A 16,518-nucleotide genomic window follows, 5' to 3' on the forward strand; every position below is an offset into this window, starting at 1 on the left:
TGCCCGAGGAAAAACAGGGCAGTCAGGTAGGGGAACACATGGTATTGTGGAGCCCGCGTTCCGGGTTTTACGATGTGGCTTTCGTGGTAATTCTGGCACTATCGTCTACATTTGTTACATACCTTTTTCTTCGTACGTCTTGCCTTGGGGTTCAATTATGTCGGCCAGGTTTTTTCCATTAGGTGTCGCTTGCATCGGTGTAGCGATGGGTTTGCTCAGTGGTTGCGGGGGTGAAGAGCGTGAACTGCCGCCGCCAGCATCCCGGCCTGTCAAGCTCTTCACCGTCGGTGGCGGCAGTAAGGAAGCGATCCGCACCTTTCCGGGTCGCGTGGATGCTACCCAGCGCGCGGAGCTAGCTTTTCGTGTCTCCGGACAGCTGCAGGAACTGCGCATAAAGGAAGGAGACCTGGTAGAAGAAGGCCAGGTTCTTGCGAGACTTGATCCAACGGACTACGAAATTGTGGTGGAGGATCGCCAGGCAAATTTTGATAATGCCGAGAGAAACTTCACGCGCGGTAAAGAGCTGATTGTCGACGGCAACATCTCCCGACTGGATTACGATCGCATGGAGGCAGACTACCGTACTGCCAGCGCGGCTTTGACCGCTGCCAAGCAGGATCTCGAATACACTGTCTTGACCGCGCCCTTTGAGGGCAGAATAGCCCGGCGGGATGCCGAGAATTTCGAGGAAGTGTTGGCTCGCCAGACAGTGATCTGGCTGCAAAATATTACTGAGCTGGACGTGATATTCGACCTGCCTGAATCAGTAGTACGCAGTGTCCGCGGGGGCATCAAGAATGAGGGCGATGTCCGCAGTAGTGAAACGGCGGGAACCGTGCGCGCATTTGCCCAGTTTGAAGGACGCAGTAACCGCCAGTTTGCCCTGCGACCGAAAGAGTTGGCCACCAAGGCGGATGATCAAACGCAGACATTCAGAACTACCTTTACGATGGACGCCCCTACAGATTTTAACGTGTTGCCGGGAATGACGGCCACAGTGGTGATCGATCTGAGTGCGGTGATAGATAAGGGCGCGGTGAAGTGGGTGCCGGTCCGGTCCGTGCAGGGCGATAACGCGTTGAAACCTCGAGTTTGGGTGCTGGATGCCGATACCATGACCGTATCTTCCAGGTCGGTGGAAATAGGGCGAATGTCTGGCCGCTCTATCCAGGTGTTAGAGGGTCTGGATGGTGGCGAGGAAATTGTTTCCGTGGGCGGTCCTTACCTGGCGGAGGGTATGCTTGTCACACGAATGAAGTTGACTGAGCAGGCCATCCCTCGTGCCGACGACTCTTTATAAACGCGGACGGACTCAAGGTTATTGCAGATGAATATCGGTGAATACTCAGTCCGCAACCCGGTAATTTCCTGGTTGTTGGTCGTCATCATGGTCGGCGGCGGCCTCTTGGCCTTCCAGACGATTGGCAAATTGGAAGATCCGCCCTTCACCATTAAAATGGCGAAGATTCTTACTCCGTATCCTGGCGCGACAGCACAGGAAGTTCAGGACGAACTGACTTATCATCTGGAGGACGCAATCCAGTTGATGCCCCAGATCAAGCGCATCAAGATGTCTGTTTCACGTCCCGGCTTGTCTGACATTCTTATCGAGTTCAAAGACGAGTACCAGGCGGCCGACCTTCCCAATATTTTTGATGAGCTGCGACGAAAAATCGCTGATGTCAGCCCGCAGTTACCTCCAGGAGCCAGCGCGCCGATTATTCTCGATGATTTCGGTGACGTGTATGGCGCTTACATGATGCTGCACGGTGAGGGATATACGTGGCGTGACTTGTATGACACTGCTGACGCTATCAAGAAGCAATTGGTGTTGGTGGATGGCGTGCGCAAGGTCGTTATTGATGGTGAACAGCGCGAAGTGGCCTATCTTGATATCTCTCGCAGCCGGATGGCTGAGCTAGGTATTTCGTTGGGTGAAATTGCCAGTGTCCTGGGATCGCAAAATGTGGTGGTCGATGCGGGCAATGTTGATGTGGGTGATGACTATCTGCGCTTTGACCCCACGGGCGCCTTCCAGTCAGTACAGTCAATGGGCGATCTGTTAATCAGCTCCAGCCAGCGCAAACTGATTCGCCTGTCTGATATCGCCACGATTAGCCGGGCCTATGAGACCGTGCCGACAAAGCTTTACTACGTTAATGGTGAGCCGGGGCTGAGTCTGGGTATCTCCATGGTGGCGGGAGAAAACGTAGTGGCTGTGGGTAAACGGCTGGATCAAAAACTGAACAGCCTTCTTACAACAATTCCGATTGGCATGAATATAAGCACTGTTTATGACCAGCCCAAGGAAGTGGATGCGTCAGTCAGCGGTTTTCTTGTCAGCGTTGCCCAGGCAGTGATCATTGTTATCTTGGTCTTACTTGTGTTTATGGGTTTGCGCACTGGCATTGTTATCGGTTCAGTGCTGATAATTACGGTGGCTGGCACATTATTCGTAATGGATATTTACGGTATTGAACTGCAGCGAATATCCCTGGGAGCATTAGTGATCGCCCTGGGAATGCTGGTGGACAACGCTATTGTTGTTGCGGAAGGAATGTTGATACGCATGAATGGCGGTATGGATCCCTTTCAGGCGGCCAGAGAGGTAGTGGGTAAAACCATATGGGCTTTACTGGGCGGCACAGCAATTGGCATTCTGGCTTTTTCCGCGATTGGTTTGTCACCGGACAATACCGGAGAGTTCGCCAGCTCCCTGTTTTACGTGATTATGATTTCCCTTTCATTAAGCTGGATCACCGCCATTAGCACTACCCCTCTGTTGTGTGCCCTGTTTTTGAAGCCCGACCCGCAGGCGGCTGGTAAAGATCCTTATGGTGGCAAAGTCTTCACGTTTTATCGCGGCGTTGTGGCCAAGGCCATCGATCATCGTTGGGTCACCGTGAGCGGTGTGGTGGGATTATTTATCGCTGCTGTAATCGGTTTTGGTCAAGTCGCCGGCGGATTTTTCCCTGACTCAAATACACCCTTATTCTTTGTCGATGTATGGGAACCTGAAGGTTCTGATATTCGCACTACACGCGACGATACCCTGCGGGTGAGTGAATTTATTCGTGAGCAACCCGGTGTTATCAGTACCAGCTCTGTCATTGGTGGACCTCACCAGCGCTTTACCCTGGTCTATGATTCGCGCGAGCCGGCTTCGGTTTATTCGCAGATCATCGTTCGGACGGAGTCGCGCGAGCAAATCTCAGCAGTCTGGGAGGCAACTGCGGAGTTTATGCGCGAGGAAATGCCCTGGACCGACCCGATCATAAAAGCGTTACGGATAGGCCCCGGCCGAGATGCCAAAATCGAAGCCCGGTTTTCTGGGCCAGATGCAACAAAGCTGCGCGAATTGTCAGAGAGAGCGCAGCAGATCATGCGTGATGATGGCTACGCTACCGATATACGCGATGACTGGCGAGCGCCCGTTAAGGTGGCTGTGCCGGTATTTAATGAACAGGTTGGCCGTCAACTGGGCGTGGATAGGGAAGATCTCGCTGGCGCTTTGCGTTACGCCTTCGAAGGCGCGCCTGTTGGCGTCTATCGTGATGGAATCCGGTTGCTGCCTATTGAAATGCGAGCGCCGGAAGACGAGCGCGGAGATATTAATAGCGTCAGGGATATCCAAATATGGAGCCCTGTATTGGGTCGATCAATACCTGCATCCCAGGTTGTCGCTCGTTACGAGACCGATATGGAGAACGCTCTGATACGCGGTCGCGATCGTATTCAGACAATTATCGCTTCCTGTAATCCCAATGAAGACCTCGCGACGGCGCTGTTCGAACGACTCAGGCCGCAAATCGAAGCTATGAATTTGCCGGCAGGTTACAAATTGGAGTGGGGCGGTGAATACGAAGACTCGGTCAATGCCCAGGCCGGACTCGGCCAGTCACTACCTGTAGGCTTTCTGTTGATGATAATTACCAGCATTTTCCTGTTCGGCAAGCTGCGCCAGCCGGCGATTATCTGGCTAACCGTGCCTCTGGCCATTGTAGGTATTACCGCCGGACTCTTGACTACTGGAGGTGCTTTTGACTTCATGTCGTTGCTGGGCGCGCTGTCACTTGTGGGGTTATTGATTAAGAATGCCATTGTCCTGATAGAAGAAATTGATCAGCAGATCGAGGAAGACAAGGATCCCTACGAGGCTATTCTTGACTCTTCTGTAAGTAGGATGCGACCGGTTATGTTGGCCGCGTTCACCACTATCCTCGGCCTGATTCCGCTCCTTTCAGATATATTCTTTGTGAATATGTCGGTGACCATTATGTCCGGACTTGGCTTCGCATCTCTTCTGACTTTGACTATTGTACCGACGCTCTACGCCATCTTTTTCCGCATTCACAAACGAGAGGATAGCGTGGCTAGTTAGTCCTCTAGCCGCCAATACATTCAGCTTGAAGCAAGGCGCAGCAGATTAAGCCCATGAAGGTTCTGATACTTGATGAGGATTATCGCCAATACCAGCAACTCCTGTTAGCCGAGGGAGTGGCTGCTGATGCCAGATGTGACCCCACCGTATTTCCTGCTGATTATGATGCGCTTCTCGCTCAGCCGGATCTCGCGGCGCGATACCTGGAACAAGGTGGACAAACACCCTGGGTTCAGTCGACCTGGGCTGGTGTCGACGCACTCGTCACCGCAGCAGGAGCCGCGGGTGTTGTGGTCACAGGTGTAAAAGATATTTTTGGGCCACAAATGGCCGAGTACGTGTTCGGCTATTTACTCAGTGATGTTCGTTCGTTGTCGTTCTTTCGAGCACAGCAAGATTCTCGCTGCTGGTCTCCCGTGCCCCCAAAAACCCTGGTCGGAAAAACCATGAGTGTACTTGGCACGGGTACAATCGGTGCGCATGTTGCGGGTGTTGCCCAGTCGTTTGGGATGGAAACCCGTGGCGTTTCCCGATCAGGTCAGCAGCATGAAAATTTCGATGTAGTAGGGTCAGCTGACGAGATATTGAATGTGCTCGCTGGGACTGATGTGCTGATCAATACCTTGCCTGGTACAGAGCAGACCCGGGGTATCCTCAACGCGTCATTGCTGGACGTTTTGTCTACTGATGCCACCCTCTTCAACCTGGGAAGAGGTAATGCTCTTTGTGAAGACGGACTGCGCAACTGGCTGAAGGTTCACGAGCGCGCCAGCGCTGTGCTCGATGTCTTTGCAGCAGAACCGCTGGCATCCGATCACTGGCTTTGGCAGCACCCCCAAATTTCAATTACTCCGCATATTTCTGCGTTCAGTTTCCCGGGCGACGTGGTTAAACTGTTTCTGGGAAACCTGCGACGCCGGAGCCGGGGTGATGATCTGAAATACGTGATTGACCTGGACCTAGGCTATTGAACTTGGTTGCCGGGTCGACGATTGCCGCTAGTCCCCTGCACTGCGGAAAAGATGCAAGCTTTCTAACCACTGGAGTCTTGTCTATGCGAAGCGCCTTTGCCGTTCTACCATTGCTGCCTCGCGCCGGGGTGCTACTCCTTTGCACCTTGTGGTTGACCTCGTGCGCCAGTGTTCCCTTTGATTACCCTCGCGAATCAAGCCAAACGATGCCTCTGTCGGCTGATACGACGCTGGGCGAATTCGCGTTTAAATGGAAACAGGAGCACGGAACTAAAGCCGGTTTTATCGGTTTGCCTTTGGGGGCAGACGCGCTTGGTCTTCGCCTGCGGATGTTAGAGCATGCGGAACATAGCATCGATGCCCAGTACTTCATTCTCAAAAAAGATCAAGCGGGGACTTTGTTTGCTTCAGGGCTACTGGCGGCGGCTGATCGCGGTGTCAGGGTGAGACTTTTAATTGATGACATTTTTTCTCCTGACGTCGATGAGGCATTTAGTTTGCTGACGTCGCACCCCAATATAGATGTTCGCTTGTTTAACCCGCTGCCCCGACAGAGTGTGCGCTACCTTGGGTATCTCACTGACTTTAAACGGGCCAACAGGCGGATGCACAATAAATCTCTCACTGTTGATAATGCGATGAGCATTGTTGGCGGCCGAAACATCGGCGAAGAATATTTCGAGATCAACCAGGATGTTCAGTTTGATGACTATGAGGTCATGATGGTGGGTGACATAGTCGAGGACGTCAGCCATGGCTTTGATATGTTCTGGAATAGTGACCTGGCTATACCAATGGCAGCCTTCGCCCTTGAGGTGGATGTGAGTGAGCTAAACGAGTGGCGTGATTATGTTCGGCAAGAGGCCTTTAATGGTAAAGAGGGTCTCTACGCCACAGCCATTAATAGCCCTTTACTCCTGGACCTGCAGGAGGACCGGGTGGAGCCTGTTGTGGCGAAAGCTACCCTGGTGACAGATCGTCCAGAAAAACTTCAGACTGCCGTGGGGGACGCGGCAGAACTGGTTGTCATTGACGAGATGGCGCGCCGTTTTCTCGAGGCAAGTGAAGAGATCCTCATCGTATCGCCTTACTATATTCCCCAGAAGGCTGGCGCTCAGTTCATGGAGAGTTTGCTGGACAAGGGAGTGAGAGTGATCGTAGTAACTAACTCCCTGGCATCTACCAACCATATACCGGTGCACTCTGGATATGCCCGATATCGCACGCGGTTGCTTAAAGCAGGCGCTGAGTTTTATGAAATAAAGGTTGATGCTGTTGCTGGAAAAAATTTATGGGGACATCAGCCGGAAGCAGTAACGCTGCATTCAAAGGCAACCGTCATTGATGGAGAAAGTATTTTTATTGGTTCGCTAAACTTTGATCCACGGTCAATAAAAATCAATACCGAGATGGGAATTTTCATTGAATCGCCAGAAGCGGGCTCGGCGTTTCGCGATAATATTATGAAGGAGCTGGCGCGGATGGCCTGGCGGGTCGATCTGAATGAAAAAGGAAAGCTGCGTTGGACCTATCACAATGGGGACGACCACCAGGTGCTGTATAAAGAGCCTCAGACCAGCTGGTGGCGTCGCTTTCAGGTTGGCTTTTATCGGCTGCTGCCGATAGAAGGCCAGTTGTAACTATTCTCCCGCGTTGGGGCCATACAGACCTACACCCAATGTTGACGAAATGTAACCAATAGCTTTTAAGCCACGCACGCTATTGCCGGCGGGATTCAGGGGAGGGGAGAAGGTGGCGATAGCGAATTTGCCAGGCACTACGGCAACGATGCCGCCGCCCACACCGGTTTTGGCGGGCAGTCCGGCGCTATACATCCACTCTCCAGATTCGTCATAAAAACCTGCGGTGGCCATTATTGCCAACAACTCAGGCACGTGCTCCCTGTCGAGGACACGCTTACCGGTCTTGGGATTAACACCCTCGTTGGCCAACGTGGCGCCCATCATGGCCAGATCCAGCGTGTTAATGCCTATGGAGCACTGGCGGGTGTAAACACGTAAGGCCTCTTCCGGCTCACTGTAGAGGCGTCCATAGTTGAATAACAGGTTGGCAATAGCGCGATTGCCCCAGGCGGTCTCATACTCAGAGTCGTACACCTCCTCCAGAACAGTCAGGTCGCGAGCGGTGTAGTCCTCAATATTGGAAAGCACCTGCTGCCAACGGTCTTTCTCCGATGAGGCTTCCACCAGACTGACGGCAGCTATTGCACCGGCGTTTACCAGCGGGTTCACCGAACGGCCTTCGTAAATTTCCAGGGCCATCTTAGAGTTGAATGCCATACCAGTAGGTTCAACCCCAATCTTTTCGCGCACGGCTCTAGGTCCCTGTTGCTGCATGATTAACGATGCAGTAAACGGCTTAGAGACGGATTGAATCGAAAATTCATAATCCAGTTCACCTGCAGAGTAAACTTCACCGTCGCGGGTGATAATTACTACACCGAACATTTCGCTGGGTACGGTCGCTAGAATAGGAATGTAGTCGGCGTTGGCGCCACCTTTTTCATCCTTGAACTGTGCATAGGCTTCGTCGACGACACGCTGGTAGTCAGCGGGACTAATGGGGGCCGCCACTGTAGCAACAGATGCAGTGAGCAGCGCTGCCGATAGGTATCCCTGAATTGCTTTAACGATCATTGGTTTTTCCCTTAATGTGAACTTTTTGACAGGGATAAGCATAGTAGTCACCAGCGTACTGGGCAAGTTAGCGCTCATAAATAGTGCTGGGAGGCTGACTAAAACTCTGGCCCCACTGTGATATAGATCTGGAAGGCATCGTCTGCGTCATTCAGGGGAATACCAAAATCTATGCGAGCGAGGCCCACCGGAGAACGCCAACGGATCCCGATCCCTGTACCCAGTTTCTCGTTGAAGTCAGCGAACTTATTGAAGGCATTACCGCCATCAAGAAATGCAGCGACACTCCAGTCTGGAAAAACTTCGTGTTCATACTCGATACTGGCGACAATCAAATGCTTGCCGCCGGTAATGGCATCGCTGGGGAACAAGGTTTCCCAGCCGTAGCCGCGGACGCTGCGAGCACCCCCGGCGCGAAACTCATAGTATTCAGGTATCTGGTTGAAATTGACACCGAGCACCGAGCGACTCTCCGCGTCGGTGTAACCCAGGTTTGAACGAAATAAAAATCGACCTCGCTCTGCTACCGGCCATATATTCCAGGACGAGAAGCGGGCCTGCCAGAAATCGATGTTGGAGCCAAGGTCTTCACTGGCGCCCAGTAGTTCGAGATTCAGGTAGTCGCCGCGACGAATATATAGCGGGTCGTCGGCGCGCTTCAGCTTAAAACTCAGTCCGGGAACCACCGCGTCAAATTCTGGCGCCAATGTTTCATAGGCTTCAGTGCCGATATTTTCGATGATTGCATTCTGGGCGGAGCCCGGAAGGTTGCCAAAAAGCACCTCGAAAATGTCATAGCTTTCTCCCACTATGCTGACCCCCGCGCTGGACTGTAGGCCAAAGTCATCAAAGTTTGAAACCGGCAGTCGCCACTGCAGGGTTGCGAGATTGGTTGCTATTCGTGTCTCTCCCCCTTCGTCCAGATCGACATCGGTAAAGTTCAGGTCTTTGCTTTCGTGGCGTAAACCAATTTCGAAGGCTTCTCCGCGCAAAGGGTTGCGTGGGATGGTGTAGCTGACGTCCCCTGCCAGTCTTTCTCGTTCTTCAGCAACTGCTGCGCCAACATTAAAATGGTGGCCGCGCTGACCCAGGTAACGACGTGTCCAGTCCAGCCCAAGGCCAAATCCTGTATCTGTGCCCCAGCCAGCGCGTCCTCGATACCGATTTGCGGGAAATGGCGTCATGCCTATTACCAAAGGCACCTGTGGATTCTCCCCTTGCATTGGCTCACCCGGTTCGATGATAACTTCGCTGAAATATCCGCTGGCGCTCAACAGGTGACGCTGCCTGGCGAGCTCAGAATGTTTGAAAGTGTTTCCAGGTTGGAGAATCAGGTAGCGCGCCAGGTAGTCGTTGGAGAACTTGTCCTGCTGTAGTTCAATATCGCCATAAACGAACCTGGGCCCAGTCTCTATTTTTAAAGTAATTCCAGCGGTGTATTTCTGTAGATCGACTTCAACCCGGTGTTCCAGGAATTGAGCATTGAGGTAGCCAAGTTCTCGCGTGTCGCTGATTAACTTGCGCTTGCCGGTTTCATACCTTCGATGGTCGAGGCGTTGGCCCTGAAGCAAGGCCAGGGATGCTGCCAGCATTTTTACATCCTGATGGTCAGCCCCCGGGCCGATAAAAGACAGGGCGATATTGTTCACTGGTATGGGCGTGCCGGCTTCTACATTGTATGTGGCTTGCCAGCCACTGCCTGATTCTTCTGAGTTTTGAAGGTCTGTGGTGATGACAGGCTGGTAGTAACCGAACGGTTCCAGAGCTCGGCGTATCTCTGCTTCAGCTTTGCCGTGCATGCGGATGATATTGGTGCTGCTGAGCTCTGCGTCTTTGCTACGCCGTGCAATCTCCAGTGATGCCAATGCATTATTGCGGATGTCATCTTCAAGGCCATTAAGGGTCACCTGTAGCTGCTCCGCAGCGAAACTGCTGATAGATGCAACGAGGCAGGGCCATAACGCCATACTCAAAAGGGTTGAGCGAAATGCGTGGTTGCGATCAACGTTCATAGGTGAATGTCATATTCAGGTTGTTGTCTGCTTCGCCCACGTCAATTCCTGCGCCATAGCGTGGTGTGATATTGAATATAGAATTGAATTCGCTGGTGTTTTCCAATGTGTTGTAACCATAGCCGACATAAATACGTGGGCTAACGTAGGTGCCAATACTCAACACATTGTTTCGGTCTCCGCTTGATCTTCCTGTCAGCAGGTAGGCCTGAACCTCACTGGCTTCGAGCTGAGGTCTTGAGAACAGTTCCATGGTGGGCGTGGCGATGGGCCCAGTCAGAATGATTCCTGCAGAAGATACCTGGGCGTCGCCATCAATCCAGCGAACGGCGCGAAGATTTATCACCGGCTCGGTGGCTGGCACATTGTTGAACAGTAGCTGTCCCGTGCGGATATCAAGGTCCTGGCCGAAGGAACGAAAGGTGCCGTCTTCCACCGAAAAATTGCCATTGGCGATCGGAATAAGGCTGGTTTGCTCAGGGGTGTTGGTGAAAAGCGCATTGCCGGTGATACGACCAACGAAGCCCATTGCTTTGACGTTAACGGCATCTCCAAGTATCAGCCTGGTCTGGCTATCGATACGAAAAGGCGCACTAAGTTCCTCTCCAGCGCGATTATCGAGATTGCCATTTACAACGACCACATCAGCAGAGGGCGCAATTATCTGGTCGGGAGTAGTGACCTCTTCACCATCCTGGCTGAGCATTGCGGGGCTCAGTTCCAGCCTGGGAGTGATCTTCGCTTCAGGAATCAGCAAATCTCCGCGCAGTTGCAGGGTCTCCTGCTCCCAGTCTATTTTTAGGTTGGGAGACAGAGAAACCTGCGCGTCCCGGGTGTTGAAGGCTTCGAAATAATCGCCCTGTAGCCGCAGCGCGGCGCTAGTCTCTGCTGTGTTAATAATTCCGGATAGCGATATTTCTCCTGAGCCGGATTTCACTCCACCGGAGACTTGCAGCAGATCGGGCTGCGCCGGTTTGCTGCTAATTTGAAGCTCCGCCTGCCGCAGCTGCAGTCCGGCCACCGGGATATCCGCAGAGCCGTCCTGCAGTTCAAGCGTCCCGGTGAATCGGGGTTGATCCAGGGTGCCAGCGAAGCTAATGTCAGCGTTCATTCGTCCGGTCGCGGACTGAATGTCGGGGACCCAGGCAGCAATACTGGAAAGATCGGGAAGTGTTATCTGCAAGCTTCCGCTCAGGGCTTGTGGGCCACTGAACGGTATACGGGTCAGCGCTGGTAGCTTCAGGTTCGCATCCAGTGTGCCGTTCTCCGGTGGAATAAAGTGAAGCTCCGCCTCGGCTCCCTGTGCGTCGACCTTGAGTGTCAGCGCACCCCCTTCATGCGCCATTTGCTTGTTACCGTTCTCCAATTCAAGGTTGATGAAACCGGGGCTCACTTCAAGTTTACCTGCGGCCTGCAATGAACCATCAGCTGCGAGACTTGCTTGCACATTTCCCCCGACATTCCCGGTTGCTGTCGTTTGCAATAGCTCCAGCGGGATTTGCTTTAATTCCAAGGCAAGAGCGCTGTCGTCATTGCTCCGCCAGCTGCCTTGTGCACACAGCCGGCCAGGGCCGCTCTGCCTGATCAGGCAACTGTCACCCAGGCTGGCCGTCTCGATGCCTATCGATAGCGGCGTGGGTTTGGCGAGTGACCATGCACCCAGTGTTGTAGTGGTGGCGTTGAGAACTTCAATATTACCCTGCCAGCCGTCCAATGCGGCCGTGATTCCTCCTTGCAAGCGGCCGTCAATCGACTGCTTGGCAGCGATGATCGCAATTTGCAGCTGGTGCCTGGCATTACTGCCATTCGCTTTCAGCGATAACGAGTCGGCAACGATATCGCCATCACTTAATAGTGCGTCTGTTGCTATAGCCAGTGTCAGGTCGTCTCCAGGTGCGGTTCCCGCAACCAGCGTTATGTCTACCCCAGTGGTTGAAAATGAGTCCATTGCCAGTGACCTGCCTTTGAATCTGGCATTGACCCGTGGCGCTTCTGTACTTCCGGTGATTGTTCCTGTCCCGGTGAGCGTTCCCGCCACGCCCGCGACAAATTCTCCCGGAGATAAGGCACGCAGCTCCCAACTAAGATCTAGTGCATTGGCTGAAAGTTCGCCCTCGGCCTCGAACCTATTCTGGCCACTGCTCAGGTCCAACCGAGCCAGCGAGATAGAATCTTCTATTAATTCGCCGGCGGCTGAGACATCCAGCGGATAGCCAAATAATTCCCCGCTTAAGCGTTCGATGTCGAATCGAACGAGTAGTCCTAGTTCTGGGTCCAGTTTGCCTGACGTGTCCAGCGCAGCGGCAATGACGCCTTCCAGTTCGGGGTTTACAAAACCAGGGTTGAGTTCAGCTCCTTCTATGCGCAGTTGCCATGCGGGGACCGGATCCCAGCTCACCAGGCCTGTCGCGGCCAGTTCGCCTTCCAGGATTCTGGCGTTCACGGCGTCCAGCTTGAGTTGTTGCAAGTTGCCGCTGCCCTGTCCCTGCCATTGCCCAGCCGGGATATCTGTGCCTGCAATACTTGCCTCAAACTCTAGCTGGTAGTCGTTAAGTGGGCCTTTGAACTGCAAAGCGCCTGCAGCGCTGGTCAAGTCCGGTGCATCGGTATCTAAAGGCCAATGTAAGCCCTGCCACTGTAATTGGGTGTCCAGTGAGGGTGCGTCACTATTCAGGCCGGACACAGCGCCTTGAAGAGCCAGCGCTATGGTGTGGTTTTCTGCTTCGAGGCTGAACTGTTTCAGTTCGATGGCATCGCCGAGAAAGCGTCCGATAATTTTGCCGGCAATAAAATCAGCGTCTGGTAATCCCGCCTCCAGTTGCGCCAGGCCTTGCACGCCCAGGTCGTAGACAAGCGCAAAGTCGATAGCGTCGCCCCAACCGATAATGCCACCTAAGCCCAGTTCAGCTTTCAATGGGGAGCCTTCCTGCCCAGTCAATGTTAACTCTACACGGGCGTCTAGCGGCATATCATTTTCCAGAGAGGTTGTACCGCTTATGCTAACGCTGCCCTGAGATGCCTGGACCTCAAGTTGCTTAATTGTCAGTTGATTGCCCTTGAGTTCAGCATTGCCTTGCAGAGAATCTATAAGAACTTTTGACCCTGTATCCTGGGAAATCTGCACATTGGTGAGACGCACATCCGACAGGGATATATCAACGGGAAGATTCAGGCTGGAAGGGTTAAAAGACGCGCTGCTGGCGCTGGATTCTTCGGTAGTGAGGGTGACAGTCATGTTATCCAGTGCAAGCAAACTCAGAGCCAAGCTACCTTGCAACAAGGCGCCGGGTTGCCATTCCAAGCGCACTTTATCCATCTTAATGTTAGTGCCCGGCTGGGAAATTGCCACACCGGTCAATTGTAAAGGCCCGGTGATTGGGCCCTCCAGGGTTTCCCAACTGAGGGTGTCACCCATGGTCTGCCGCAGTTGCCCGGCCAGAAAGGCGGTCCCCGACTCAGAGTTGAGTAGTGTCCAGATAGCGGCGAACCCTGTCGTCGCTATTAATAGCAGCAGTGCCAGTCCGGCTACAGTCAGTTTCAGTGTTTTTGTCAAAAGTCGCTCATAGTTTTGCGAGATTGCATGAAGCGGGCGGTTGCCTCTAGAGCCTATTGGAGTAAAGTTGTAAAAGCCTGATCACAATAGTAGTAAAAGGAAACAATTGATGAAACGTATAATTCTTTTTTCAACGATCGCCTTCGTTTGCATCGCGCCCACGCAGGCCGTGGATTTCAATACCGATGCTCTGAAATCCATGCAGGAAGAGGGCCATGCGATCGTTGCCGAAGCGGAGGCCCCCAGGGTTTATAAAGCATCCAATGGTCAGTGCCTTGCTTTTTCTGCCAGTGCGCTGATCCTGGCAAACTGCAACGGAAAGAAGAACCAGACGTGGTCATTGGATGGGAACAATCGTTTGCTCGCTGCTAACGGGAAGTGCGCCGGGGGGTCTCATCTTAAGGCCTGTGATAATTCAAAGCCGCAAAAGTGGAAGTATGATTCCAGTCGACGGTTGATGAACCAGGCGAAAAAATGCCTTCAACCCGAGGGAAATCCGCCCCAAAAAGGGGCCAGGGTAGTCGCCGCCAACTGCAACAAGTCTGCACGACAGATTTGGAAGTAGCGGGGCATGAAGACATCGGTATTGTATAAGCATCATTGCTCCTGAATATGTCCGATAAGAAAATATTGCCATTTGTGGTAGCAACAACAATCGCGGGTCTTTTGTTGTTAATACCTGTAGCGCTGCTAGGCGCCGTATTCTTCGCTGCCTATGACCTTATGGTCGAGTTGGCGAGAACTACTGGTCTCGATCTGCCATATAACGACTTCGTCGATGGTCTTATCATTGGCGCAGGAGCGTTGGTCTCGTTGATTATTGTCTGTTTTTTTATTGGTCTGGCGCTGCGAACCAGTATCGGCAATGCGCTTGAGAGTCGCTACGATAACTTGTTGCAAAAGTACCTGCCGGTAGTGGGCATGTTGCGCAACCTAATTATGCAGGTCGTTGGCAGTAACGAAGATGTTCTGAAATTGAAACCTGCAGAAGTGGCGCTTTACGGTAGCAATAGCCGGCAGTATGCCTTGGTCGTTGAGCAATTACCTGATGGACGTGCAGTAGTCTTTGTTCCCTCGGTGCCAGCGGCGACGCTTGGTCAGCTGCATGTTGTCTCGATGGACGACGTTACCCTGCTGGATGTTCCGGTACAGGACCTGCTCAACGCCGTTACCCAGTGGGGCGCCGGTTCATCGCTGATTTACAGGGCAAAGTCCTAGGCAATTTTATTAAAAAATAATAATCAGCTGCTGCCCTTGGTGCGGTCGCTGCTGAATCGGGAAAATCAAATGACAACGACTGTAAAAACACCCTTGGAAATGTTTTACCGATGGGAACAGGAAACACCAGGCAAGGTGTTTTTGCGCCAGCCGAAGTCCCTGGAGTGGCGAGAGTATAGTTGGAGAGAAGTGGCGGACCAGGTTCGCAGGTTGGCCAGCTTCCTGCGCAGCAAAAATTACCCGCAGGGGACCCGGATCGCTATTTGGTCGGCGAATAGCAAGGATTGGCCGATCGTTGACTTCGCTATCATGATGGCGGGTCATGTCAGCGTGCCAATTTATCCTGGTCAGGATGTGGGCTCAGCTCGCTATGTTTTCGAACACAGTGAGGCCAGAATGGTGTTTGCGGGTGCCTTTGACATGCAGGATCGCCTGGCAGAGGCACTGACAGACGTGATGGAGACAGTCGCTATACTCGGTTGCCGCTGCAATACAGATACGTCTATGGAGGAGATCTTAGAGCAGTTTTCGCCGATGAAAGAATCGCCGCAACCGCCCCCCGAGAATTTGATGACGTTGGTCTATACCTCTGGCACTACTGGAAATCCTAAAGGCGTGATGCATATTCACGAAACCCCCGGTCACGTCGTTCCTAGTCTGGTCGCGTCGTTTCGTCTTAACGAGCCGGAGAGTCGACTGTTCTCTTTCCTGCCCATGGCCCATGCCGCAGAACGTATCCTTGTTGAGTTAACGGGACTCTACTCAAATACCCCCATTTCGTTTTCAGAAGGCCAGGAAACTTTTGCGGATGAAATTCGGTCTGTGCAGCCAACCTTCTTTTTTGCAGTGCCGCGGCTATGGATCAAGTTCAAGGAAGGCATTGATGGCAAGTTCAGTGCTGCACAGCAAGCCTCGATGACTCTGGAGCAGAAAAGGGAAGTGGCGCATGCCCTTGGTCTTGCCAGTGGACGCATTATCGTCACCGGCTCGGCGCCTACACCCCGTGATGTGCAAGACTGGTTTCTGGGTATGGGCATTGCGTTGCGAGACGCTTATGGCATGACTGAAAACTTTGTTCATGGTATGGGCTGGTTCAAAAATGACCAACCGATTTCAGGTTGTGTTGGCCAGCCAATGGATCCCGCTACTCAGGTTCGTGTGTCGGATCTGGGCGAAATACAGTTCAAAAGCAAGGGCTTGATGCAAGGTTATTACCTCAACCCTGAAAAAACGTCAGAAGTATTTGACGATGGCTGGTATTGCACGGGTGACGCTGGCCGTTTCGATGAGGATGGAAACCTGTGGATAACAGGTCGCCTTTCGGAGGTTTTTAAAACAACCAAGGGTAAGTTTATTGTGCCCACCCGGCTGGAAAATTTGTTTGGCCGCTCGAGATATTTGGCCCAATTTTGTGTGTACGGTCACGGCCGGGATCAACCTGCCGTGCTGGTCACTCTGTCGGAAAAAGGACATGAACTGGAACCCGGGCAGTTAAGAGAGGAACTGTTGGCCCTGTTGGAGCAAATAAATGCGGAGGTGCCGCCCTATGAGCGTCTTTCCCATATTGTCGTGACACCTGAATGGACGATTGAGAACGGTCTGCTGACGCCAACGATGAAACTCAAACGCAATCAGATTGTAGAGGCGTTTCGAGAGCAAACGGCAGCAATGGGTCAAACAGAACCAGTGTTGTTGCTGTAGCTCTTCCAGTGATTATGAACGATTG

The 16,518-nt window shown here is 52.7% G+C and carries 10 protein-coding genes; 7 read left to right on the forward strand and 3 right to left on the reverse strand.

All coding sequences use genetic code 11. The features are described 5' to 3' along the window. Positions 1 to 157: 157 nt before the first annotated feature. The 4 genes from EYC87_RS10870 (at position 158) to EYC87_RS10885 (ending at position 6,992) form a co-directional block, all read left to right on the forward strand. Positions 158 to 1,300: an efflux RND transporter periplasmic adaptor subunit gene (locus tag EYC87_RS10870; protein ID WP_279252890.1), complete on the forward strand. Its 1,143-nt coding sequence runs from the start codon at positions 158 to 160 to the stop codon at positions 1,298 to 1,300. Positions 1,301 to 1,327: 27 nt separating this feature from the next. Further along, complete coding sequence (locus EYC87_RS10875; RefSeq protein WP_279252891.1) at positions 1,328 to 4,381, forward strand: efflux RND transporter permease subunit; 3,054 nt, start codon at positions 1,328 to 1,330, stop codon at positions 4,379 to 4,381. Between the two features lie 53 nt (positions 4,382 to 4,434). Beyond that, positions 4,435 to 5,352, forward strand: coding sequence for a D-2-hydroxyacid dehydrogenase (locus EYC87_RS10880; protein WP_279252892.1), 918 nt, complete (start codon positions 4,435 to 4,437; stop codon positions 5,350 to 5,352). An 83-nt stretch (positions 5,353 to 5,435) separates the two neighbouring features. After that, positions 5,436 to 6,992: a phospholipase D family protein gene (locus tag EYC87_RS10885; RefSeq protein ID WP_279252893.1), complete on the forward strand. Its 1,557-nt coding sequence runs from the start codon at positions 5,436 to 5,438 to the stop codon at positions 6,990 to 6,992. On the opposite strand, the gene glsA is transcribed toward EYC87_RS10885, so the two are convergent. The 3 genes from glsA to EYC87_RS10900 all read right to left on the reverse strand — a co-directional run bounded on the left by glsA (position 6,993) and on the right by EYC87_RS10900 (position 13,574). Next, on the reverse strand, positions 6,993 to 8,009 hold the full coding sequence (gene glsA / locus EYC87_RS10890) for a glutaminase A (protein ID WP_083793562.1): 1,017 nt from the start codon (positions 8,007 to 8,009) through the stop codon (positions 6,993 to 6,995). 98 nt (positions 8,010 to 8,107) lie between these two features. Beyond that, the gene (locus EYC87_RS10895) at positions 8,108 to 10,021 is read right to left on the reverse strand and encodes an autotransporter assembly complex protein TamA (protein WP_279252894.1); all 1,914 of its coding nucleotides are present in this window, start codon (positions 10,019 to 10,021) and stop codon (positions 8,108 to 8,110) included. Next, the gene (locus tag EYC87_RS10900) at positions 10,011 to 13,574 is read right to left on the reverse strand and encodes a translocation/assembly module TamB domain-containing protein (protein ID WP_279252895.1); all 3,564 of its coding nucleotides are present in this window, start codon (positions 13,572 to 13,574) and stop codon (positions 10,011 to 10,013) included. The genes EYC87_RS10895 and EYC87_RS10900 overlap by 11 nt, the downstream gene beginning before the upstream one ends. Before the next feature lie 109 nt (positions 13,575 to 13,683). Between EYC87_RS10900 and EYC87_RS10905 the strand changes: the two genes are divergently transcribed. From EYC87_RS10905 to EYC87_RS10915, 3 genes are all read left to right on the forward strand, one after another. Next, positions 13,684 to 14,139: a ricin-type beta-trefoil lectin domain protein gene (locus EYC87_RS10905; protein WP_040541562.1), complete on the forward strand. Its 456-nt coding sequence runs from the start codon at positions 13,684 to 13,686 to the stop codon at positions 14,137 to 14,139. Positions 14,140 to 14,186: 47 nt separating this feature from the next. Continuing rightward, complete coding sequence (locus EYC87_RS10910; protein ID WP_007229416.1) at positions 14,187 to 14,792, forward strand: DUF502 domain-containing protein; 606 nt, start codon at positions 14,187 to 14,189, stop codon at positions 14,790 to 14,792. Positions 14,793 to 14,861: 69 nt separating this feature from the next. Then, positions 14,862 to 16,493 carry an AMP-dependent synthetase/ligase gene (locus tag EYC87_RS10915; RefSeq protein WP_279252896.1) on the forward strand — a complete coding sequence of 544 codons (1,632 nt, stop codon included), beginning with the start codon at positions 14,862 to 14,864 and terminating at the stop codon, positions 16,491 to 16,493. The last annotated feature ends 25 nt before the right edge of the window (positions 16,494 to 16,518 follow it).

The organism is Candidatus Seongchinamella marina (genome assembly GCF_026262685.1).
Classification (GTDB): domain Bacteria; phylum Pseudomonadota; class Gammaproteobacteria; order Pseudomonadales; family Halieaceae; genus Halioglobus; species Halioglobus marinus.

What these genes read in the sequence shown, in the direction of transcription:
- EYC87_RS10870 (WP_279252890.1), top strand. Translation starts at nt 158, where the DNA reads ATGTCGGCCAGGTTTTTTCCATTAGGTGTCGCTTGCATCGGTGTAGCG.
- EYC87_RS10875 (WP_279252891.1), top strand. Translation starts at nt 1,328, where the DNA reads ATGAATATCGGTGAATACTCAGTCCGCAACCCGGTAATTTCCTGGTTG.
- EYC87_RS10880 (WP_279252892.1), top strand. Translation starts at nt 4,435, where the DNA reads ATGAAGGTTCTGATACTTGATGAGGATTATCGCCAATACCAGCAACTC.
- EYC87_RS10885 (WP_279252893.1), top strand. Translation starts at nt 5,436, where the DNA reads ATGCGAAGCGCCTTTGCCGTTCTACCATTGCTGCCTCGCGCCGGGGTG.
- glsA (WP_083793562.1), bottom strand. Translation starts at nt 8,009, where the DNA reads ATGATCGTTAAAGCAATTCAGGGATACCTATCGGCAGCGCTGCTCACT.
- EYC87_RS10895 (WP_279252894.1), bottom strand. Translation starts at nt 10,021, where the DNA reads ATGAACGTTGATCGCAACCACGCATTTCGCTCAACCCTTTTGAGTATG.
- EYC87_RS10905 (WP_040541562.1), top strand. Translation starts at nt 13,684, where the DNA reads ATGAAACGTATAATTCTTTTTTCAACGATCGCCTTCGTTTGCATCGCG.
- EYC87_RS10910 (WP_007229416.1), top strand. Translation starts at nt 14,187, where the DNA reads ATGTCCGATAAGAAAATATTGCCATTTGTGGTAGCAACAACAATCGCG.
- EYC87_RS10915 (WP_279252896.1), top strand. Translation starts at nt 14,862, where the DNA reads ATGACAACGACTGTAAAAACACCCTTGGAAATGTTTTACCGATGGGAA.